Annotated in this window: 10 protein-coding genes; 5 read left to right on the top strand and 5 right to left on the bottom strand. The window is 59.8% G+C overall.

Annotation, left to right across the window (positions count from 1 at the left end):
• Nucleotide 1: 1 nt before the first annotated feature.
• Nucleotides 2–1,360, bottom strand: a complete 1,359-nt coding sequence (locus tag IM739_RS20195) for a polysaccharide biosynthesis/export family protein (RefSeq protein ID WP_237371596.1) — start codon at nt 1,358–1,360, stop codon at nt 2–4.
• Between the two features lie 345 nt (nt 1,361–1,705).
• Here IM739_RS20195 and IM739_RS20190 point away from each other — a divergent pair, with 345 nt between their 5' ends.
• A complete protein-coding gene (locus tag IM739_RS20190; protein WP_237371595.1) occupies nt 1,706–2,881 on the top strand; it encodes a glycosyltransferase in 1,176 nt (391 codons plus the stop codon).
• A gap of 65 nt (nt 2,882–2,946) precedes the next feature.
• On the opposite strand, the gene IM739_RS20185 is transcribed toward IM739_RS20190, so the two are convergent.
• The 4 genes from IM739_RS20185 to IM739_RS20170 form a co-directional block, all read right to left on the bottom strand.
• Nucleotides 2,947–3,681 carry a response regulator transcription factor gene (locus IM739_RS20185; RefSeq protein ID WP_237371594.1) on the bottom strand — a complete coding sequence of 245 codons (735 nt, stop codon included), beginning with the start codon at nt 3,679–3,681 and terminating at the stop codon, nt 2,947–2,949.
• Nucleotides 3,682–3,965: 284 nt separating this feature from the next.
• Nucleotides 3,966–4,691: a Crp/Fnr family transcriptional regulator gene (locus IM739_RS20180; RefSeq protein WP_237371593.1), complete on the bottom strand. Its 726-nt coding sequence runs from the start codon at nt 4,689–4,691 to the stop codon at nt 3,966–3,968.
• A gap of 113 nt (nt 4,692–4,804) precedes the next feature.
• Entirely contained in the window at nt 4,805–6,040 is a 1,236-nt protein-coding gene (locus IM739_RS20175) for a polysaccharide pyruvyl transferase family protein (protein WP_237371592.1), read from the bottom strand.
• Nucleotides 6,037–7,485 (bottom strand): hypothetical protein, encoded by a 1,449-nt coding sequence (locus tag IM739_RS20170; RefSeq protein WP_237371591.1) that lies wholly within the window; start codon nt 7,483–7,485, stop codon nt 6,037–6,039. Before IM739_RS20170 ends, IM739_RS20175 begins: the two co-directional genes overlap by 4 nt.
• A gap of 260 nt (nt 7,486–7,745) precedes the next feature.
• On the opposite strand from IM739_RS20170, the gene IM739_RS20165 reads away from it, so the two are divergent.
• The 4 genes from IM739_RS20165 to IM739_RS20150 all read left to right on the top strand — a co-directional run bounded on the left by IM739_RS20165 (nt 7,746) and on the right by IM739_RS20150 (nt 21,488).
• Nucleotides 7,746–8,606, top strand: coding sequence for a glycoside hydrolase family 16 protein (locus IM739_RS20165; protein WP_237371590.1), 861 nt, complete (start codon nt 7,746–7,748; stop codon nt 8,604–8,606).
• Between the two features lie 296 nt (nt 8,607–8,902).
• Complete coding sequence (locus IM739_RS20160) at nt 8,903–10,822, top strand: non-ribosomal peptide synthetase (protein ID WP_237371589.1); 1,920 nt, start codon at nt 8,903–8,905, stop codon at nt 10,820–10,822.
• Nucleotides 10,819–18,939, top strand: a complete 8,121-nt coding sequence (locus tag IM739_RS20155; RefSeq protein WP_237371588.1) for a non-ribosomal peptide synthetase/type I polyketide synthase — start codon at nt 10,819–10,821, stop codon at nt 18,937–18,939. Before IM739_RS20160 ends, IM739_RS20155 begins: the two co-directional genes overlap by 4 nt.
• Nucleotides 18,939–21,488 (top strand): condensation domain-containing protein, encoded by a 2,550-nt coding sequence (locus IM739_RS20150; RefSeq protein WP_237371587.1) that lies wholly within the window; start codon nt 18,939–18,941, stop codon nt 21,486–21,488. The genes IM739_RS20155 and IM739_RS20150 overlap by 1 nt, the downstream gene beginning before the upstream one ends.

Below are 21,488 nucleotides of genomic sequence, written 5' to 3'. Positions count from 1 at the left end.
GCTATTGAGATGGCCCCGTTGCGGGGGGTGATTGCTGAGCAACCGTCATGCTTGACGAGATGTCGTAGCGCACATCGAGCACATCGCCCGGAGCAAGGCTGGCCGTTTGCGGGAGCTTGGTGGGTACGCCCGAGCCGCCCAGGCGGGTGACCCAGTATTCCAGCGGCTGCAGGTCTCCGGCGGCCATTGCCGCATCCCGCGAGACAGAGGCGCCGGTAGCCTGGAGAAGATCGATCACCGTGTTGCGTTTCAGCTTGGTGTCCTCGAGTTCGGCAAGCACGTCCTGAAGGTCACGCCCAGCTTCGGTTCGCCGCTGCCCCCTCAAGGTGATCGCATCCCTTTGTGTTTCACTCAGCTTCTGTTTCGCGCGCATCGCGGCGATCACCAGATCGAGCTTGTTGCTGCTCAGGTCGGCGACGACACGCTCAAGTGACGTTTCTCGCGATTTGGCCAATGTTCCGGAATCGACGAGCGAGGCAATGCTTGCCAGTTCGTCCTGGGCGATCTTGATCTGGCGGTCCTGAACTGCGGTCTTTTCGTCCAGAACGCTGATTTCATTCTGCAACAGCACCTGGAGTTCGGTGAGCGACGCGAGCTGGCGTTTCAACGCTTCCGCACGTGCTACAAACAATGCGCCTTCGCTGTCCATCACGAGCCTGCCGGCACTGCCATCGCGGGCATTGACGAGTTCGGCGGGGAACTCGACCTTGGTGCTATCCTTGAGTTCGGCTTCCAGTCGTGCGCGTTTTGCCATCAACTGTTTCAGCGCCAGGTCGTATCGGTTGAGTTCACCGGCATATTTGACCTGTTCAAGGTCCCAGGATCCGTTTGGATTTGCCCGCCGCTCACGTCCGCCGGCCATGGCGACGGCCTGGGTAATCGTCAGTCCCGGTCGGTATTCCAGCTCACCTGGTTTTGCGACCACGCCGGAGACGTAGAACATTGGGTACCGAACGACTTCGACGGTTGCCACCGGCGGTGCGGAGAGCCCGGTCTTGTTTTTCAGCAGCTCCCCGATCCTGAGTGCCACGGTGCTCGGCGTGTCGTCGCCAACCGGAAACTCACCGAGCAGGGGCACGGCGACGGTTCCGGCTGGCGATACCGAATATTCTCCGTTGAGTGCTGTCCATTCCTTGTATTCGCCTGTGGAGGCAACCCATTCGACGATCGTTACCTTAATACGGGTCTGGGGCCGCAGGCGCTCTTCCGCGATTGCAGTGCCGGACATGGCAGGAAGCACGGCCATTGCGGGCAGGGCGAGCAGGGCTGCAAGGGCGAAGCGCGTGAGCGGTCGGCGCCGGGATGCGGCCAGCCGTTGTGGTGCTGGATCGTTACTTGGCCCTGAATTGCGATATGGCATGGCGCAGCCTCTTGAGGGGTGGCGTCGCGGCCAGCCGGATCCTGATGGACGCCGACAGACATGGCGGTACCTTATTGCTCCATCATCGCGTCGATATGCGCTGAGTAAATTCTCTTGCCGTCGGTTCGTGACTAGTCACTTTTGGTAGGAGGGACTAAGCCTCCACCCCGATTGGATGAGTTCGGACCCGGCCGGGTAGGGTGTGCGTGCTTCGTTTGGCTATGAGTTTGGTTTCTTCGCTTTCAGATCCGTCCCTTTGATCAGGTCGGCAGACCTAAGTGGGTTCTGGGCGGGCGGCATGGCGAGCGCGTAGCGTCGCGCCAAAGTCGAGGAAGGGAACAGCCCATGCGGGTGGCGATCATTCACTATTGGCTCGTATCGATGCGCGGCGGCGAGAAAGTGATCGAGGCCTTGTGCGATATGTACCCGGACGCGGACATATTCACGCTGGTATGCGATCGCGACAAGCTGTCCGAGAAGATCCGGCGCCATCGGATCTTTACTTCGTTTCTGCAGCGCATTCCCGGCGCAAAAAAACACTATCAGTCGCTACTGCCATTGATGCCGTTTGCTCTGGAGAGCTTTGATCTGCGGGACTACGATCTGATCATCTCGAGCGAATCCGGGCCCGCAAAAGGGATTATCCCTCCGCCCCATGCGGTGCATGTTTGCTATTGCCATTCGCCGATGCGCTATCTGTGGGATCACTACCATTTCTATCGTGGCAATGCCGGTCTGGCGGCGCGGATCATGATGCCGCTGCTGGCGCCTGTGTTGCGCGCGTGGGACGCGAATTCGAGCCTCCGGGTCGATCGTTTCGTTGCAAACTCGCACCATGTCGCAAATCGCATCGGAAAATATTACCGGCGTTCCTCCGTCGTCGTCTATCCGCCCGTCGCTGTCGATGAGTTTGCACCCAGCGCAGAACTGGGTGATTTCTATCTCTGCGCCGGCCAGATCGTCCCCTACAAGCGCATCGATCTTGCCGTGCGTGCCTTCACCAGCATGAATCGCAACCTGGTGGTGCTGGGCGGCGGAGATGACCGGGAGATCGAGGCGCTGAAGCGCGAGGCGGGACCGACCATCCGATTTGTCGGCCAGGCTTCGTTTGCGGACCTCCGGTCGCATCTGGCCCGTTGCCGCGCGTTGATTTTTCCGGGTGAAGAGGATTTCGGCATTGTTCCGGTCGAGGCGATGGCAAGCGGAAGGCCTGTGATCGCCTATGGTCGCGGCGGCGCCATGGATACCGTGGTCCACGGTCATACCGGCATCCTGTTCAAGGAGCAGTCGATTGAATCGCTGGTCGATGCGGTCGAGATCTTCGAAGCAATGGAACATCGGTTCCGGCCGGAGGCCATTCAGATGCACGCTTCGCAGTTCAGCGTGCTGAACTTCAAGTCGGGCATGAAAAAGGTGATAGACCAGGAGATCGCGAGGCGCGTCTCCTTGGTTGAACCGACAACATTCGGCGCATCGATGTCATCGCTGTTCGACGAAGCCGGGCATGTGCCGTTGCACTAGCCCGGCTTGAATATCGTATCGGTATGTTTCTCCAAGCAACCAACCACGAATTGTTTGCAGCACGCTTACTTCAGCTTGAAAGCAACCTGGGTCCGGTTGGTAACGTTCAGCTTCTTCATGATATTACGGATATGGACCTTCACCGTGCTCTCGCAGAGGTTCATTTCATAGGCGATGATCTTGTTGGCTTTGCCGCGTCTCAGGGCTTCGGCAACTTCGATCTCACGCGGCGTGAAGCTTTCGTTGAGATAGCTCGACCCCTTGACCACCGAGTTCAGGGCTTCCCGATTGGCAAGCAGGCTGCTGACAGGAATGAACACGCCGCCGGCGCGGGCCAGCGAGATTGCCTCTGCCGCTACGCTGATGTTGACGCTTGTCGGAATATAACCGCGCGCGCCGCAATCGATTGCCTTGAGGATGTCTCCAAGGTCATCCGATTCTGCGATGACGATCACCGGGCTGAGCTTGAAGGCGGCGGCCGCACGCTCGATCTTGTCGCTGGCGCTTGGCTCGTTGGTCTTGCCTCCGGCCACCACGAGAAGGACCGCGGATGGCTCGCTCTGCATCTGCCGCTTGCGCCAATCCTCGATCGATCCTGCGGTGACGATCCGCATCGCGGGATCATAGGTCGAGAGGCTGCGGGAGAGGCACTCGCGATCGAGCACACGGCTGTCAAGGATTAGAACGTATTCATCGGTCTTGGCATCCAGCACCGGGCTGGTGGCAAGCGAGCTGATGAAATCTATATCGGCCTTCGATACTGTATCGATATTGTGTGAGGTCGACGCATATGCACTCATTTTAAACCCCTCAATTCGTTTGGCTTTGCCGTTGCTGCGGCGCAAAAGAATCCCCTTCGTTACCCGGTCGAGTAACGACGATCTGCTTTGACGGTTACTGTCAATTTATACAGGTGATTTTTTCACAGTTTTATTAGCGTTGCATTAACCTAAGTTAAGTCTGTACGCCAAAAGCCGTATTTCGACCAAAAATGGCCGCAATATTGTGAGTGGCTTGGTTAACTTCACCAATTAAAGTGCAAGTGGAGTTTTGGTACTGCTCTGTTCTTGTTATTATTGTTCCATCATCTTTGTGATGGAACATTCTCAGAGACATGACCGGTCAGGTAGCTGGAGTCGAAGTCAACGATCTCTATCAGCTTGCGACGATTGAGGAATTCAACGATTCCATTGCGGAAAGAAAGCAGGCCCGCAAGTCTCATTTCCTTGAGAACGCGGTTGATATGCACGGTAGACAGGCCCAGCGCATCGCCGATTTCCGACTGTTTCAGCGGACACTCGAAGCCGTCGAGATCGGGACGTGAGGCGCCTCCCGCGCGCACAGCCAGCTCAAGCAGCAGATGACCTGTCCTGCCGAAGGCGTCACGGCGGCCAATGCTTGCAAGACGCTCGACGATGCGGGCATGCCGTTTCATCATCTCGATCGTCATGATCAGGGGTAGTTGTGTCGAAGCCTCGCCGGCCTTGGCGGACAAATGTCCGACAAACTCGTAGCATTTGACGTTGGAGATGGTCTGCACGGTCTCCTGGGCTATCGCGGCCGATGCCGACGACAGGACGTCTCCGTGCAAAGAAAAATCGGTGACGATGCGGGTTCCGTTCGCCATCGTTTTACTGGAGACCACCCAACCACTGTTGATAAACAGAATTCGGGACACTTCGCATTCCGGATCGAAGATGGTCGTTCCGGCAGCATAATTGCGCAACACGGCGCCTGTCAGCTTCGGGCTATCTTTTTGATAGTCGAAGCTGAGTGCTGGTCTGCTGTCTAAATGATGTTCTAGCCCCATTTATTAGCCCACCCGTCCAAGACCCCCAAGGACTAAGGGAATTTTTACCACAAAATACTTGGCCATCATAATCACTTTCGGTAGTGAACTGTCATCTTGGTTACCCATCGAGGTTAACCTGAACTCTCGACAAGCAGTTTTGTTCTGTTTGTGGGTGGGGTCATGGAATGCAGGCACGCATGTAACGTCTCGATACCGGCTGCTGCTGCCGCCAGTGTTTCCTCACGACGGGCATCGGTGATACCGTTGCCTTCCGCCAGCTTGATCAGGGCTGCTATGTGTGCAGGCGTCGCCGAAGGGCCTGCGGCAAAAAATGTTTCGCGCCCGACAGACTTGAAAAAACTAGCGACTTTGGGATCCCAGCCTAGACCCACATGGGGAATTGCCAGCGAATAGGCGGCAATACAGGCGTGCAGGCGATGCGCCAGGACGACGGAGACCGATCGCAGAATGTCGATCAGTTCCTCGGGTTTTTCCGGACGCCCGGCCAGGTTGAGCCAATTTCTGGCTCTGTAGGCCTGCATCGTCTTTTCGTCCAGCAACCGTTCGGCAAAGGCCTGATCTTCTCTCGCTCCGTTGCAGAAAAGCCGAATGTGATAACCGGCCTCGATCAACTGCCGTATCAATGCCCGATATTCTTCGACGGTTTTGAGCGCGATGTCGGACGCAGGCCCACCGGCATGCCGCTGAAGGATGACGGGATCCGTCACGCAGATGCCGGCATAAGCGGGCGGACTGCTGCGATCGCCGACGGGTGCCGCATGTGGCAAGCTACGGGTCAAAAGGCCCGGATCCGGCAGTACGATGGGCGACATTCCTGGCGGAAAATGCCGCTTCCAGTGCCGAAGCGCCAGTTCGTCGCGGACTGAAAGATGGATCAGATGCGTCTCTTCAAGGCGCCCGAAAAGCTGGCGGGCTTCCCGCGACCAGTGTCCACTGACGCCAACGGCATAGACCGCCAGAGGCTTGCCGCTTTTGCGGATGCAATCGAGCAGTGTGCCAATCTTGAGCGGAAAGTTGAGGTCGTCATCCTGAAACAGATTGCCGCCGCCCACGACCACAGCATCGGCATTGTCGATCTTCATCGACCAATCCTTTGCAAGCTTTTCCAGTTTGGATCGAAGCATGGCCTTGACCGCCAGCCGACGGGCGAAAGGGGGAAGCACATGCAGGGCACGGATGGCAAGCTGGCGGCGGGAATGCGTTGTGCCGAAACCGGTACGTCCGGCAAGATCGATGGTTTCCACCTGCATGCCGGGATAATTCGACAGGGCCGTCTCCAGGCATTGCGCCAGAAGCCCGTCTCCAAGGTTCTCACTGAACTTTACGTTGAAAACCAGGACCTTCATGATGGCTCCGCGATATCGACGGGCTGGCGCACATCGTGAGGTATGATCCTGGACGTACGGGCTGGTGCCCGGCCCAGGCTGATGGCGGCGATGCTGCCGGCAATCAGATAGAACAGCAAGCCAAGGTCGTAGACCGTGCCTGAGGTGCAGGCGCCGATCAGGAGGGCAATCAGTCCGCATTTCCCGGCGCGCATCGCCGCATTGGCCATATAAGCGTCATTCTCGGTTGGACGCGGTTGCCGCGCAGCCAAGATGGAACCGGTGAAGACCACAAAAAGGATGAAACCCGGCAGGCCGACATTCGAGAGCAGCACGAGAATGAAGCTGGAAGCGCGCGCGCTGCCTAGACCGGCTCCGATACCGAACGTATTGATAAAGGCCTCATAAGCCATGGCATTCCACAGGAACCGCTCCTTGCCCGATTGGCTGTCGGCCTTCGACAGCAGCATCATGTCGAGAAATTCGTGAACCTGGTCGCCAACGCTTGGAAACAGGATAAAAATCGACACCAGCGCCACGGGAATAACCAGCAGGCAGCCGGCGAGAAACACGGGCCGACCGCTGGTGACCGGAGAGGCTGAGCCGATCCAGGACCGGATCCATAGAAAAGGGATGACGATGGCAAGACCGACAAGGGCGGTCGCGGAGGTCGACAGAAGCAGCGATAGAAGCAGGAGCGCCGTCAGGATGCCGGTTGCCCAGGAACGGACCCGATCGAGCCAGAGACTCGTGATGATGGCAAACAGCACCAGCGTATATTCAGAAAACGCCGAGGCTTCCGCGAATGTGCCGGAGATCCGCTTCAGCCCACCCTTTTCCGCCGCGGTCAGAAGCGCATAATTGGCGGTTCGAACAAAGCTGAGCAGATATTCGGTGCCGGTGAAGTAGGTGACCACGTCGGCAATCGCAAAACCGATATCGGCAGTCGCAACGATGATGATCGCGGTAACCAGATAGGCTGGCTTTCCGAGATGGCGAAAATAGGCAAAGCTGACGGCAAATGTGATCAATCCACCGAGTGCATAGACGGCCTGGGTGATATTGCTGGCCGAAAATCGCAGCGGCGACAGGGCAATCACGTTTCTGGAACTGGTGACCCGTTCGACCTTCATCGTTTCGGTCACCCCCTCGAACACACGGGGGAAATAGATCGCGCTGAAAATACCGAGCAAGGTCAGGATCAGCAGCCAGAAGCCCGGACTTTGGGGCCGCAGCGCCGACATCATGTAACCTTCCCCTGTGGCCATGAAGACCCGCAGCGTGAAGAACACCAGCAGAAGATTGGGCACGAGTATCGATGCGCCGCCCAGCATAGGCAGGCTGATGGCGGCTGCAGCGCCGAACAGCGTCGAAAAGACCATAAATGGAAAGGCCCACGCCACAGGCGCTGCCAGGATGAACAGCCCGGCAAGCACTGTGACCAGCCCCATCAGCTCAAGGCTCATTTCGCTCCGCTTCCCGCTTCACAAATTCCCGTAGAGATTGTATCCACATTTTGTCGTGAAATCCAGCCATCCCACATGGATCCGCATTCGCGCCTTGCCCTGCAGCAGTTTCCAAACGCCCGGGAGCAATCTTTTATCCACCTTGGGAAATTATCATACGGCCAGTTCTGGGTATTTACGCCTTCTCTAAGCCTAATTGGGTAGCCGGAGCGCCAAAGTCGTCTCTCTTTTTTCCGGTGTGACACGGCTATTCATTTGATATGTCCAGTTTAGTCCACCGATCCGTTCGCAGATACGAGAACACAATCCTTGATGCGTATTTCGTCAAGTCTTGTGCGGCGCTGGTTCTGCTGTCCCTGCTGGTTGGACCGGCGTGGAGTGATCCGGGTGTCGAAGGCGATACCGGTGATGCCGTCGATCCGGCGACTTTGTCCCTGACATTTGCCGAGGAGTTCGACACGCTCGATGTGTCCGAATGGGGCCCTGGCACGCGGTGGATCGCCCATACGCCGTGGTCGGGCGATTTCGGCGGTGCGCGGTTTTCCGCCCCGATGGAGGGCTTTCCCTTCACCACGGAGCAAGGCGTTTTGCGCATCGAGGCCAGCCGCGACAAGGCCGGCAAATGGCGATCGGGGCTCTTGGCCTCGGTCGATCCGAAAGGCAAGGGCTTTGCCCAGCAGTATGGTTATTTCGAAATGCGGGCGCGCCTGCCGACCGGTCCCGGTGTCTGGCCGGCCTTCTGGTTGATTGGTCTCGACCGTTCCAAGTCGACGGCGGAAGTCGATGTGCTGGAATATTACGGGGACAAGCCCGGCGGCTATTCCTCGGCGGCGCATGTCTGGCACCGTGACGCACCGCCAGCTTCCAAGGGCAAGCGGATCAATGTCTTCAAGGATGCGGATCCGACCGCCTATCATACTTATGGCGTGAAGATCGATCCGATGTTCATCCGGATGTATTTTGACGGACAAATGGTCTGGAAGACGGAAACCCAGCCGCAGCATCGCCAGCCAATGTATGTTCTGCTCAACCTCGCGCTGGTCGACGAGGAGACGCGAAACCTGGCGGCCGATCCATCCTATATGTTTGTCGATCACGTCCGTGCGTATTCCATCGACTGACGCACCTTCCCACAAGCGCCGATCCACGACATCCCCGCTTTGACGCTCAGCGTTGAGGCTAGGGGTTGTTTAGATAATTTATTGCAACCCTGCATCGATTGGGTCCGGAGCCTAGCCAAATGGATTAGGTCGATGCGCTGATCGGTCGGCTGCTTCCACCCAATGACCAGCTTTCCATTTTATCGCCCCGTGAAATTCTGGGCACCGAGGGAAGGCCGCTTTCAAAGCCTTGCTGATGCAGGCGGGCATGGGGTTCCGCATGGATCGCGCAAGCAGTGGCAAGGCAGGGGAAACCGATGAGTGAAGTCCACGGCAAGAATGGTGCAGATGTGACGCCAAAGGAAATTGGACCGGCAAAGGTCCGCTACGACAAGGCACGCGGCATTCCCGAGATTGTCAGGCAGCATGCCATTTCAGCGCCGGACACGATTGCGGTCATTTCCGACGATACGAGATTGACCTATCGCGAACTGGATCGGCTGTCGGACGCATTGGCGGCCTATCTGATCGACAATGGCGTCGAAAAGGGCGACGTGGTGTGCCTTCTCGTCCCACGGGCACTGACGACCGTGGTGGCCAAACTCGCCATCCTCAAGGCCGGCGCCGGCTACCTGCCCGTCGATCCGGCCTATCCGACCGACCATCTGCAGTATGTGCTGGAAGAGTGCCGCCCCAAGGTGATCTTTACCGATGCCGGGCAGGGACCGGATGTCGACGCATTGGCTGCGACCGGCGGCCGGGTTGTCGATCTGCCGAGCCTTATTCCGGAGCTCGGCACGCGTGATGTCGAAAATCTGCCCGCCGTCCATGGTGGCGACCTTGCCTATGTCATGTACACCTCCGGCTCTACCGGGCGCCCGAAAGGGGTTGCGGTCTCGCACCGGGGTATCACACGCCTGGTCCTCGAACAGAATTTCATCGATTTTCGCCCCGGTGACATGGTTCTTCATGCCACCACGATTTCCTTCGATGCGTCGACCGTCGACGTCTGGGGCACCCTGCTGAACGGCAGCACGCTCGTGATCGTGCCGAAGACGAGTTTCTCGCTCACGGATATCCGCGATCTCGTGCGCAAGCACGACATTACCTTCATCAATTTCACCACGGGTCTGTTCAATCTGTTTGCCGATCATGCCGATGGCGGCCTGCCCAGCCTGCGCCAGGCGATCTTCGGTGGCGAAGTTGCATCGGCGGCGCATGTGCGACGCTTCCTTGCAGCCTATCCGAACTGTGTATTGACCAATGTCTACGGCCCGACGGAAGCGGCCTGCATCGCAACCACCTACACGGTGCCGCGGGATTTCGAGGCGGCTGAGCTGCCCATCGGTCGCGCCATCGCCCATACCGATGTCTTTCTGCTGGACGAAGAGATGCAGGTGGTGCCGGCCGGCACTGAAGGCCAGATCGCGATTGCCGGCGACGGCCTTGCCATCGGTTATTTCAAGCGCCCAGATCTGACCAAGGAGCGGTTTGTCACGATTGAGACCAGCGGTGGTCCGCTGCGCTGCTATCTCACCGGTGACCTTGGTGTGGCTGACGGCGACGGTCTCTTTCACTTCAGGGGCCGTCGGGACCGACAGGTCAAGATAAACGGCAAGCGCATCGAGCTGGAAGAAATAGAAGCAGCACTGCGTCGTCATCCCCGTTTGCTGGAGGCGGTGGTCGAATGCCGCGAACCGGGCGGCATCAAGCGGATCATCGCCTATCTGCGGCCGCGCGACCCGCAGGACCTCGGCAATTCCAATCTTGTGCCTGCGGTGATGGAACGGCTGCGCAACACGTTGCCGGCCTATATGATACCGAGCGCTGCCATGGTGCTTGCCGAATTCCCCCTGACGCGTGCCGGCAAGATTGACCGGTCGCGGCTGCCGATGCCGCCGATCGAAGGGGTAAAACCCATCGTTCCCGAAAGCCGGAGCGAGGAGGTTCTGACCCGTTTGTGGCGGGAAGCCCTGGGCCTCGAAGCTATTCCGGTCGACAGGAATTTTTTCGACCTCGGCGGTACATCATTGCAGCTGATGAGGGTGCATGCCGGATTGGAAGTCGAACTGGGGCTGCGCTGCGAGGTTCTGGCACTTTTCAAACATCCGACGGTTCGGGAAATGGCCAGCTTCCTTGATGGCCGAACCATGAGTGCGCCCCGCACGATGACCGCCGACCAGCGCGCCGCCCTTCAACGAAAAACGATGTCGCAATTTCGACGGAGCACTCCATGAGAGAGGACGATCGGTCCGCGCGTTACCAGTCGGGGGACGCGGACGAGGACAACGGTAACCTGCCCGATGGAATTGCGATCATAGGCATGTCCGGCCGCTTCCCCGGGGCTTCAGACGTCGATGCCCTCTGGCAGCTCGTCGAACGCGGCGGCAATGCCTTCAGGATCTTTTCCGCAGACGAGATCGAGGATAGCTTTACCGACGAGGAACGGGCCTCGCCGGACTATGTCGCCTGTCGTCCCCATCTTGAGGATGTTGACCAGTTCGACGCCGAATTCTTTGGCATGTTCGCGCGCGAGGCGGCACTGACGGATCCTCAGCACAGGATATTCCTGGAGCTGTGCTGGGAAGCACTGGAGATCGCCGGCTACGATCCCTACCGCAATCCCGGTGTGGTCGGCGTGTTTGCCGGCTGTTCGATGCCCACCTATCTGCTCAACAATGTGATGGCAGACAGGGCGGCGGTCGAGGAAGTGACGTCCAACTACCAGATCGGCTGCTACAACCAGCTCATTGGTTCGCTCGGCGACGCACTGGCCACCCGCATCGCCTACAAGTTCAATTTGCGTGGTCCCGCCTTCACGCTGCAATCGGCCTGCTCGACCTCTCTGCTTGCGGTTTCCCAGGCCTGCCAGAACCTCCTGACCTACAGTTGCGACATGGCGCTGGCTGGTGGCGTGTCGATCACGATGCCGCAAAAGCGTGGCTATATCTACCAGGAAGGCGGCATGGTTTCGCGCGATGGCGTGTGCCGGCCCTTCGATGCCGAGGCCTCCGGGACCGTGTTTGGCAGTGGTGCCGGGGTCGTCCTGCTGAAGCGCCTCGAGGATGCCATCAACGATGGCGACCTGATCTACTCGGTGATCCGGGGCTATGGCATCAACAATGACGGATCTGACAAGATCGGCTTCACCGCGCCCAGTTCCGAAGGCCAGGCAGAGGCGATCGGGGCCGCCATTGCACGCGCCGGTGTCGATCCTTCGACAATCGGATATGTCGAATGCCATGGAACGGCCACCCCTCTCGGCGATCCGATCGAGTTCTCCGGTTTGAAAGGGGCTTTTGCGGAAGTCACGGGCAAGAGCGACACCTGCGCGCTGGGCTCGCTGAAGGGCAGTATCGGCCATCTGGATGCCGCAGCCGGCGTGTCGGGCCTGATCAAGGCGACGATGGCATTGCATCATCGCAAGATACCGGCCATGCCCAATTTCAAGTCGCCCAATCCGCGCATCAATCTGCAGGATACGCACTTCTATATACCGACCGAGACCCGCGATTGGCCCGAGACGGATACGCCGCGGCGGGCAGGCGTGAGCGCATTCGGGGTCGGCGGCACGAATATCCACCTCGTCCTCGAAGAGGCACCAGCCTCTCATCGCGTCGATGCTGCCCAAGCCACCGGACCGTTCATCCTGCCGCTGTCCGCACGGTCGGACGCCGCCCTGTCGGATATGCGCCGGAACCTCGCCGCCTATCTCGAAAAGAACAACAGTCTGCCGCTGTCGCAGGTTGCAAGAACGCTGCAGCAGGGGCGGCACGATTTCAAGACACGAACTGCCGTTGCCGTAACCTCCGTTGCGACCGCTGTCGAGCAACTTCGCGCTGAGACTCTGGTAAGCGGCGTTGCGGAAGACAGGCCGCCACCGGTCGTTTTCATGTTTCCCGGGCAGGGCTCGCAATATGTCGGCATGGGGGCCGCGCTGTATGCCAGCGAACCCGAGTTCGCGCGCTGGATAGACCGCGGTACCGAATTGCTCAAGATGCGCTTCAACGTCGACGTGCGTGACTACATCTGCCACACCGGGCCGGTGAGCGCGGCAATGGCAGCGGAACAGCGTGAAACCCGCATCGCTCAACCGTGCCTCTATCTGGTCGAATACGCTTTGGCTCAGTTGTGGATGAGCCGTGGCCTGAAACCCGATGCCATGATCGGGCACAGTGTCGGGGAATTTGTCGCTGCGACGCTTGCCAATGTCATTTCGTTCGAAGACGCGCTGACAATGGTGGCCGCGCGTGGCCAGCTGATGCAGAACCAGGCGCCCGGCGCCATGCTTTCGGTTCGCGCGGCGCCGGAGACGCTGCTCGGCTATCTGCGGGGAGGGGCCGAGATCGCGGCCATCAACGCGCCGAAACTCTGCGTCGCCTCCGGTCCGATGGATGATATCGAGGCACTCTGTTTTGCGCTTGAAAAGGCCGGCATCGCGTTTAGCCGGCTGCATACGTCGCATGCCTTCCATTCTGCCATGATGGAGCCCTGCATCGATGAGCTGCGCGATGTTGCCGCGAAGGTCACCTATGGCCGGGCAACCATCCCCTATATCTCCTGCGTTACGGGTGGCTGGCAGAATGACGAGCTTGGATCGTCGCCGGACTATTGGTCGAGACATTGCCGCGAACCGGTTCGCTTTTCTGACGGTCTGATCACGCTGTGCCAAGACCAGAACCCGATCCTGCTCGAAGTCGGCCCCGGTCGGACCTTGTCGGTGTTTGCCGCCCAGACGATCGGCCGCAGCGAGCTGAGTGCCATCGTGCAATCGCTGCCGGAACACGACAATGCCCATGCGGCGCCCAGAGTGATGGCGGAAGCGCATGGCCGGATGTGGGTGGCCGGAAGCGATCTACCCTGGCCGAACCTTCCAGTCGGCCGCGAGCGCGCGGTGCCTCTGCCGACTTATCCCTTCCAGCGTCAGCGACACTGGATCGATGCCCCACCCTCGGCTCGTCGCGCCCGTGCGGCTCAGCCAGCCCGAGTGACGGCCACATCCGAGACAATCACAAGCGAGTTACCTGTAAACAGTGAGGTGGAAACCATGAATGCTATCAGCACAATCGCCATCGCAGACCGTATCCCCGGACTGGAGACGTCGCTTCTGACGCTGCTGAGCGACATGTCTGGTGAAGTGCTTGAAGCCGGCAACCGCAACGACAGTTTCCTCGAACTCGGCTTTGATTCCCTGTTCATCGGTCAGTTCGCCCAAAAGATCGACAAGCAGTATGGCGTGAAGATTTCCTTCCGGGAGCTGTTGAGCAACATTCCGTCGATCGCGGCTCTCGCACGCTACCTCGACAAGGCGCTGCCCCCTGAAACAGCGCCGGTGGACGTTGCGCCTCCGGTTGTGCCCGCGGCAATGACCCCGGCGCCCGCTGCGCAGGCTCCGGTTGCGGCACCGACGCCTCTGCCGGCCGTCGCACGCAGTGCGGCCGTCGATGGCAGCCTGGAAGCGGTACTGCAGTCACAGCTGGCGCTGGCGCAGACGCTGTTTTCCCAGCAGTTGCAGCTGCTTCAGGGTGGTGGCCAGGCCCTTCTTCAGCCCCTTCCGGTGACTGCGGCCCCGGCCTTGCTCGCTGCTGCTGCCCCGGTTGCCAAGCAGCCAACGGCGAGTGCGCCCGCGGCGATGGCTCTGTCCACCAACGCCGTTTCTGTCAGCGACAGTGCGGCGGAGATCGGTGGCGAACGCTATCGGCGCTACCAGCAGGGCTCCGTTGCGGCGAAGGCCGAACTGTCGCCTGAAAAGGAAGCCTTCCTCAACGATCTGATCCTTGCCTATTCGAACAGGAACAAGGGATCGAAGGCCTATACACAGGAGCACCGCAAGCGTCTTGCCGACCCACGCACGGCATCCGGTTTCCGCGCCGAGTGGAAGGAGATGACCTTCCCCGTCGTCAGTGACCGCTCGAAGGGCGCGCGCATCTGGGATATCGACGGCCACGAATATATCGATCTCGTCAATGGCTTCGGCCAGACTGCGTTCGGCCACGCTCCTGACTTCGTCGTCGATGCGATGAAGGAACAGATGGATGCCGGTTTCGCCATCGGCCCCCAGACCCCGCTCGCCGGCGAAGTCGCCGCACTGATAAGTGAAATGACCGGCCATGAACGCGTCACCTTCTGCAACACGGGTTCGGAAGCAGTGATGGCGGCCATGCGGCTTGCGCGCGCGGTCACGGGTCGCGACCGGATCGTGGTGTTTGCCAATGACTATCACGGCCAGTTCGATGAGGTCCTGGTCAAGGGACGGGCGCGCGCGAAGGAACCCGTTGCGCTTCCGATCGCGGCCGGCATTCCGTCCGGCTCCGTCGGCAACATGCTGGTTCTGCCCTATGGCAGTGACGAAAGCCTCGACTGGATCCGCGCCAATGCGCAGGATCTGGCCGCGGTGATCATCGAGCCGATCCAGAGCCGCCATCCGGAATTGCGCCCGCAGGAATTCGTGCGCAGCCTTCGCCAAATCGCCACTGATGCAGAATTTGCCCTGGTGTTTGATGAAGTCGTGACCGGCTTCCGCGTCGATCCGGGCGGCATGCAGGCCATCTGGGGCATCCAGGGCGACATGGCGACCTTCGGCAAGGTTGTTGGCGGCGGAATGCCGATCGGCGTGCTTACCGGTACGAGCCGGTTCATGGATGCGCTCGATGGCGGCCACTGGACCTATGGCGATGATTCCGTGCCGAATGTCGTTCCGACCTTCTTTGCCGGAACGTTTGTCCGCCACCCGGTCGTTCTGGCCGCGGCAAAGGCGGTTCTTCATCACATCAAGGGCGAGGGCTCAGCCCTCTACAGCCGCGTCGCCCCCCGGACCGAAGCGCTGGTCGAGGAAATCAATGCCGAACTGGTCAAGCGCGGCATCGCGCCGAGCCTGCGCGGCTACAAGAGCTGGTTCGTCACCGATTTCAGCAGTCAGGATCCGCTTGGCGGCCTGTTCTATCCCTATCTCCGGATGAACGGCATCCACATCCAGGACGGCTATCCATGCTTCCTGACGACAGCGCACACCGAAGAGGACTTCAAGACCATTGCGCGGGCATTCCGCGATGCAATCGACGCCCTTCAATGCGTCGGCATTCTCTCGCCGAAAGGCCAGAGCGAACTTGCCGGCACACCCAAGGCGATTGCTGCGCCGGTCAAGACCGAGAGGCCGGAAAGCGCCGCCCTGACCGAGGCCCAGTCGGAAATCTGGCTGGCCGCACAGGCTGGTGACGAAGCCTCGTGCTCCTTCAATGAATCGCTGTCGCTGTCGCTTGACGGGACATTCGACCGCCAGGCCTTTCTGGCGGCGTTGAGAACCGTGGTGGATCGCCATGACGCCTTGCACATCCGCTTCGATCGCAATGGCGAGCGGTTCCGCTTCACACCGGAATTTGTATTACCGGTCGAGGTCCTTGACCTGTCCGAGGATGCCGATTCAGACGCGCTCCTCGGTTCCTTGATCGAAAGGGATGCTGTCACCCCATTCGATCTGGTGCATGGACCTCTTGCCAGAGGCTATCTGGTGCGACTGGGTGAAGACAGGCATGTCTTTGTCTTTACGGCACATCACATCATCTGCGATGGCTGGTCGCTGAACGTGATCATCAACGAATTGTCCGCGGCTTATTCCGCTGCCTTGCGGGGGGAAGCGGCCGAATTCGAACCTGCACTGTCCTTCGCCGACTATGCGACGAAATTTGCGCCCAAGGATGATGTCAGCCGTGAGACTGCGCGTTTCTGGCAGGAGCAGTACAAGGTTCTGCCCGAGCCCGCGGATATGCCATTCGACAGGCCGCATCCTGATCACAAGAGCTTTGCCGGTGGTACCTGCACCGCGATGATTTCCGCCGATGTGTGCAAGCAGATCAAGAAACGCGGTGCCCGATCCGGTGCCACGCTCTTTTCCACCATGCTGGCTGCGCTTCAGGTCATGCTGGCCCGTCTTTCAGGCGAACCCGATGTGGTGATCGCCATTCCTTCGGCCGGCCAGAGCCTGCTGGAAGATAAGATCCTGGTCGGCCATTGCGTCAACCTCCTGCCGCTGCGCCAGATGGTCGATGCGTCCGACTCGTTTGAAGACCACCTGAAGGCGACGCAACAGCTCGTCCTGAAGGCCTTCGAGCATCAGGACTACACCTATGGTACGCTGGTCAAGACGCTGGGTGTCAAGCGCGATCCCCGCCGCCTGCCGCTGACCGGGATTCAGTTCAATCTCGAGCGGGTCGCCGCAAATGCGGAATTTGCCGGTCTCGATGCGAAGATCGTGCCGAACCCCAAGGCATTTTCAAACTTCGACATGTTCCTCAACATGATCGAGGGGGTCGACGGTATTCGGATCGATGTCGACTACAATGCCGACGTCCTGGATCGCGCCACCGTGGATCGCTGGATCGGCCATCTGGCCACGCTCGTCACGGCACTTGCACAAGACATGCAGCGTCCGGTCGCATCGCTGGCTCTGCTGTCAGCCGATGAAACTACGTGGCTGGCTGAAGGGCTCAATCAGAGTGCCGCGGACTATGACCGCGACCGGTTCGCATTCTCGCTGTTCTCGGACAATGCCAGGCAGTTTCCAGACACGGTTGCGGCCCGTCACGGCAGCCAGGCGATGAGCTATGGCGAGCTTGAGAAGCGCTCGAACCAGTTCGCGCGTCATGTCCGCTCGCTTGTCCCGGGGCAGGGGGAACGTATCGCGCTGCTGGCCGATCGTTCGCTCGATATGCTGGTCGCATTGATCGGCATCATGAAGGCCGGGCACGCCTATGTTCCGCTCGATCCGGGTCATCCCGAAACACGGTTGCGCCAGACGCTGACAACGGCACGGCCGACGGCCTTGGTTTGTGACAGCGAGCTTGGTGCTGGACTTGCAGCGGAGAGCGTCACCGTTATCCGTCTCGACAAGGATGCAGATGCAATCGCGAGCCATTCCGGCTCGGCACTCGAAACCCTGCCAACCGATACCGAGACGACAGCCTATGTGATCTTTACCTCGGGCTCGACGGGCACGCCAAAGGGCGTGGCGATTTCGCACCGCGCCCTGATGAATTTTCTCCAGTCGATGGCGCGAGAGCCCGGCTTCACGTCGGAGGACGTCCTGGTTGCCGTCACGACGATATCCTTCGATATCGCCGGCCTTGAACTCTATCTGCCGCTGATCGCCGGCGGACAGGTGGTGATTGCCGACCGCGCCCAGGTGGAGGACGGCTTTGGGCTGGTCCGCCTGATCAAGGAGAGTGGCGCAACCGTCCTTCAGGCAACGCCGACGCTGTGGCAGATGCTGGTCGAGGCCGGCCTGGACGGCTCGGTGCCGCTGAAGAAGCTCTGCGGCGGCGAAGCCCTGCCGAAGGCGCTGGCCCGCACGCTGGCTGCCATGCAGGGCGCGTTGTGGAACATGTATGGTCCGACCGAAACGACGATCTGGTCTTCCGTGGCGCAGATTGCCGATGAAGACACGCCGATCACGATCGGGCACCCGATTGCCAATACCCAATTGCACATCCTCGGTGCGGATGGGCGTCTTTGCCCGGTGGGTGTCACCGGCGAGCTCTACATCGGCGGCGATGGTCTGGCGCAACGCTATTTCGAGCGGCCGGACCTGACCGAGGCTGCATTCGTCCAGCGCGATATAGGCACTGGCACCGCTCAGCGCCTGTACAAGACCGGTGACCTTGGCAAGCGGCTGGTGGATGGCTCCCTGCAACTGCTGGGACGGCGAGACAACCAGATCAAACTTCGCGGCTTCCGCATCGAACTAGGCGACATCGAGTCGGTGATTTCCCAGGTGCCGGGCATGCGCCAATGCGCGGTGGTCGGCGCGCGCAATGGCAAGGGCGATCTTGTCCTTGTGTGCTATTTCGTCGCCGAGCCCGCTACGCCGGCGGCAGACAGCCTGCAACTGGCCACCAGGGTCCGGGCGCAATTGCCCGCCTACATGGTTCCAAGCATCTGGTCCCTGGAAACCGAATTGCCGCAGACCGCAAACGGCAAGCTCGACCGCAAGACTCTGGAAGCACGTGATATTCGCCGCAGCGACGCGGCCCAGGCCGTTGTGAAGATCAAGCCGCGGACACCCATGGAGGAAAAGCTCTGGGGGATCTGGAAGGGTGTGCTCGATGTCGAGACCTTGGGGGTCGAGGATAATCTCTATTCGCTGGGCGCTGACTCGCTGGTGATCTTCCGCATCGCGGCCCGGATGCTGGATGCCGGACTGCCGCTGGAGGCCAAGCATCTGCTTCGCCATCCTTCCATCGCCGAACTGGCAGCCTATGCGGAAGCGCAGGAGGACACTCCGGCTGTCGCCGTCACCTATCAGATCCCGTCTCTTTCCGATTTCCGCAACGGCGCCCGTCGCCGGATCGAGAGCCTGTGATGAACCAGATTGAAAATACGACCGCTTTGTCCGCGACAGACGCAAACGTGATCGGCGAATTTCCCTGCACGCAAACCCAATTGCGATGCTGGGTCCTCGACCAGCTGCAGCCGGGAAACCCGGCGCTCAACGTCGCCATCCGGTGGGAAATCCGCGGAGCATTCAAGACGGCAACGATCGAGGCGGCTTTTCGCAAGATCATCCAGCGTCACGAAATCCTGCGGACACGTTTCGTCGAACGGCGCGGCAGCCCCTATCAGCAGGTGCTTGATGCCGTTGATTTCAAGATGTCGGTGATCGACCTGCGCAACATGCCGGCGGATCAACGCGAGCAGCGTATCCTGTCGATCGGCGAGGAGACCGCGTCGGCCCCCTTCGACCTCGGCAAAGGCGGGCTCTTCCGCGTCGCGCTCTTGATGGTCGAGAACAATCGTGCGTTCATCCTGATCACGGCCCATCAGACCTGCTTTGATGGCTGGTCCATCCGTGTGCTGGGGCGCGAGCTTGGCGAGATCGCTTCGGCGATCGATGCCGGCAGGGTGCCGGACTTGCCGGAATTGCCGCTGCAGTACGGTGATTTTGCCTTGTGGCAGCAGGAATATCTGTCGAGTTATGGCTTCGAGACGGAAAAGACCTTCTGGAAGGAGAAACTGGTCGGCGCGCCCTATTTCGAACTGGTGAGCGATCATCCGCGATCGCTGGTCAAGAGCACGAACGGCAACATCCTGTCGGCGGTCAAGGGACTGGAATTCGGCGAGCGGATTGAAAAGGCGGCGAGGGATCACAAGGTATCGCTCTATGCCTACGGCGTTGCCGTGGTCAGTTCTGTCCTCCATCGGTTCACCGGCGCCGAGGACATTCTCTTCGGAACGCAGATCGCCGGGCGCGAACAGTCGGACCTGGAGCCGATGATCGGTGTTTTCATCAACAATATGGTCTTGCGCTTGCCGGTGCAGCCGCAATCAACGTTCGAGGAACACCTTCGCACCGCGACCGAAACGGTGACGGCGGCTGTCAATCACCAGCGCATGCCGTTCAACAAGCTGGTCGAATTCGTCAATCCGGTCCGCGATCCGTCGCGCAACCCGTTGATCTCGGTGAACTTCAATCTTTCCAAGGCTTTCCTGGAAGATCGCCACTATGGCGACTTCGAGCTGATCAGCGCTCCATCGCAGTCCCCCGGCGTCATCTACGACATCAGCTTCGGCATGGTCGGGCGTCCGTCCGGCTGGCGCATGTCGGTCGAATACAACACGGATCTGTTTGAAAAGAGCACAATCGAGCGCCTGCTGCAGATGTGGCAGGATGTCTACGAGCAGGCATTGAGCAATCCCACGGCGCCTCTGTCATCAGGGACTGCGCTTGAGCGGCCCGGTAAGTCCGAAACGCGCGCACCTGACGCCCCGGTGATTAATATCGCCCGCAAACAGCCGCAAATCGCTGCTGACGACGGAACGACATTTGCTCCGGAAGATCCGGCGGCTCTGTCTGCGTCTGACCGCATCTTGCGTATGGGCGAGATCTGGGCCGATGTCCTGGACGTCGCAAAGGTCGAACCGGACGGGAATTTCTTTGCGCTGGGCGGTCATTCCCTGCTTGCGTTGCGCATGCTCTCGACTGTCAGAGACACATTCGGGATCAAGCCAGAGCTTGCCCTGCTGTTCAAGGAGCCGACCCTGAAAGGCTTTACGCAAGCGCTGTTCGGCGGCATCGCGGCCGACACCGTGCCAGCCAAACCTTCACCCGGCATTTCCTGGGAGGTCAACACCTACAAGACCGGAACCGGTTCCGGCACGGTCTACACCTTGAACCATCCGTTTCTCTACTATCGGCTGGCCAACACCCTCGATGATGCGATCTCGGTGCACAATGTCAACATGTTCGGCGCCTCCCTGGAGGAAACGGAATCAGAGGCCTCACTCGAGGAGATTGCAGCCAAGGCCATCGAGGCCATGCAGATCGACAAACGTCATGGTCCGGTTGCGATTGTCGGCCTGTGCGTCAATGGCGTCCTGGCCGTGGAAGTCGCGCGGCAATTGCGCAAAGCCGGGGTCGATGTGGCTTTCACCGCCATTATCGATGCCTGGGCGCCCGGCTATTTCCGCTCACAACCAAAGCTGCGCCAACGCTTCTGGAATGCGGAAAGACGGTACAAGCGGGTCGGCTATTTCGTGCACAAGCTGCTGTCGGGGCGCATCAAGCCTGTCGCTTTCCTCAAAGAGTTCAATGCCACGCTCTGGCTGATGGAGAAGTTCGGCATGGGCGCTGCGCAGCCGACGGCTGAAGAAAGTGCCAATACGCGGGTGACCGAGTTCCTGGTGCGTGCGGCCCGTGCTTATCGCGCCCGCCCCAGCGGTGAGCTTCTGCTCTTTCGCAGCCAGGCCAACCATCCGCGCGCCAAGAAGCTCCTGTTCGGCTGGGGACAGGCGGCTCCCGCCAATACGCGTGTCATCGATCTCGATGGGTGGCACGAGGACTCGCTGACGGTTGACGGCATGCATACGCTTGCCGTGTCGATTGAGGATGCGCTTTTGCTGGAGCGCGTCTGA

The sequence above is a fragment of the Rhizobium sp. SL42 genome (genome assembly GCF_021729845.1).
Lineage (GTDB): Bacteria > Pseudomonadota > Alphaproteobacteria > Rhizobiales > Rhizobiaceae > Allorhizobium.
The sequence above is the reverse complement of the archived record's forward strand: the minus strand, read 5'-3'. Positions and strand labels throughout refer to the sequence as shown.

Excerpts from the sequence above, each read along its gene's own strand:
- IM739_RS20195 (WP_237371596.1), bottom strand. The coding sequence starts at position 1,360 with ATGCCATATCGCAATTCAGGGCCAAGTAACGATCCAGCACCACAACGG.
- IM739_RS20190 (WP_237371595.1), top strand. The coding sequence starts at position 1,706 with ATGCGGGTGGCGATCATTCACTATTGGCTCGTATCGATGCGCGGCGGC.
- IM739_RS20185 (WP_237371594.1), bottom strand. The coding sequence starts at position 3,681 with ATGAGTGCATATGCGTCGACCTCACACAATATCGATACAGTATCGAAG.
- IM739_RS20180 (WP_237371593.1), bottom strand. The coding sequence starts at position 4,691 with ATGGGGCTAGAACATCATTTAGACAGCAGACCAGCACTCAGCTTCGAC.
- IM739_RS20175 (WP_237371592.1), bottom strand. The coding sequence starts at position 6,040 with ATGAAGGTCCTGGTTTTCAACGTAAAGTTCAGTGAGAACCTTGGAGAC.
- IM739_RS20170 (WP_237371591.1), bottom strand. The coding sequence starts at position 7,485 with ATGAGCCTTGAGCTGATGGGGCTGGTCACAGTGCTTGCCGGGCTGTTC.
- IM739_RS20165 (WP_237371590.1), top strand. The coding sequence starts at position 7,746 with ATGTCCAGTTTAGTCCACCGATCCGTTCGCAGATACGAGAACACAATC.
- IM739_RS20160 (WP_237371589.1), top strand. The coding sequence starts at position 8,903 with ATGAGTGAAGTCCACGGCAAGAATGGTGCAGATGTGACGCCAAAGGAA.
- IM739_RS20155 (WP_237371588.1), top strand. The coding sequence starts at position 10,819 with ATGAGAGAGGACGATCGGTCCGCGCGTTACCAGTCGGGGGACGCGGAC.
- IM739_RS20150 (WP_237371587.1), top strand. The coding sequence starts at position 18,939 with ATGAACCAGATTGAAAATACGACCGCTTTGTCCGCGACAGACGCAAAC.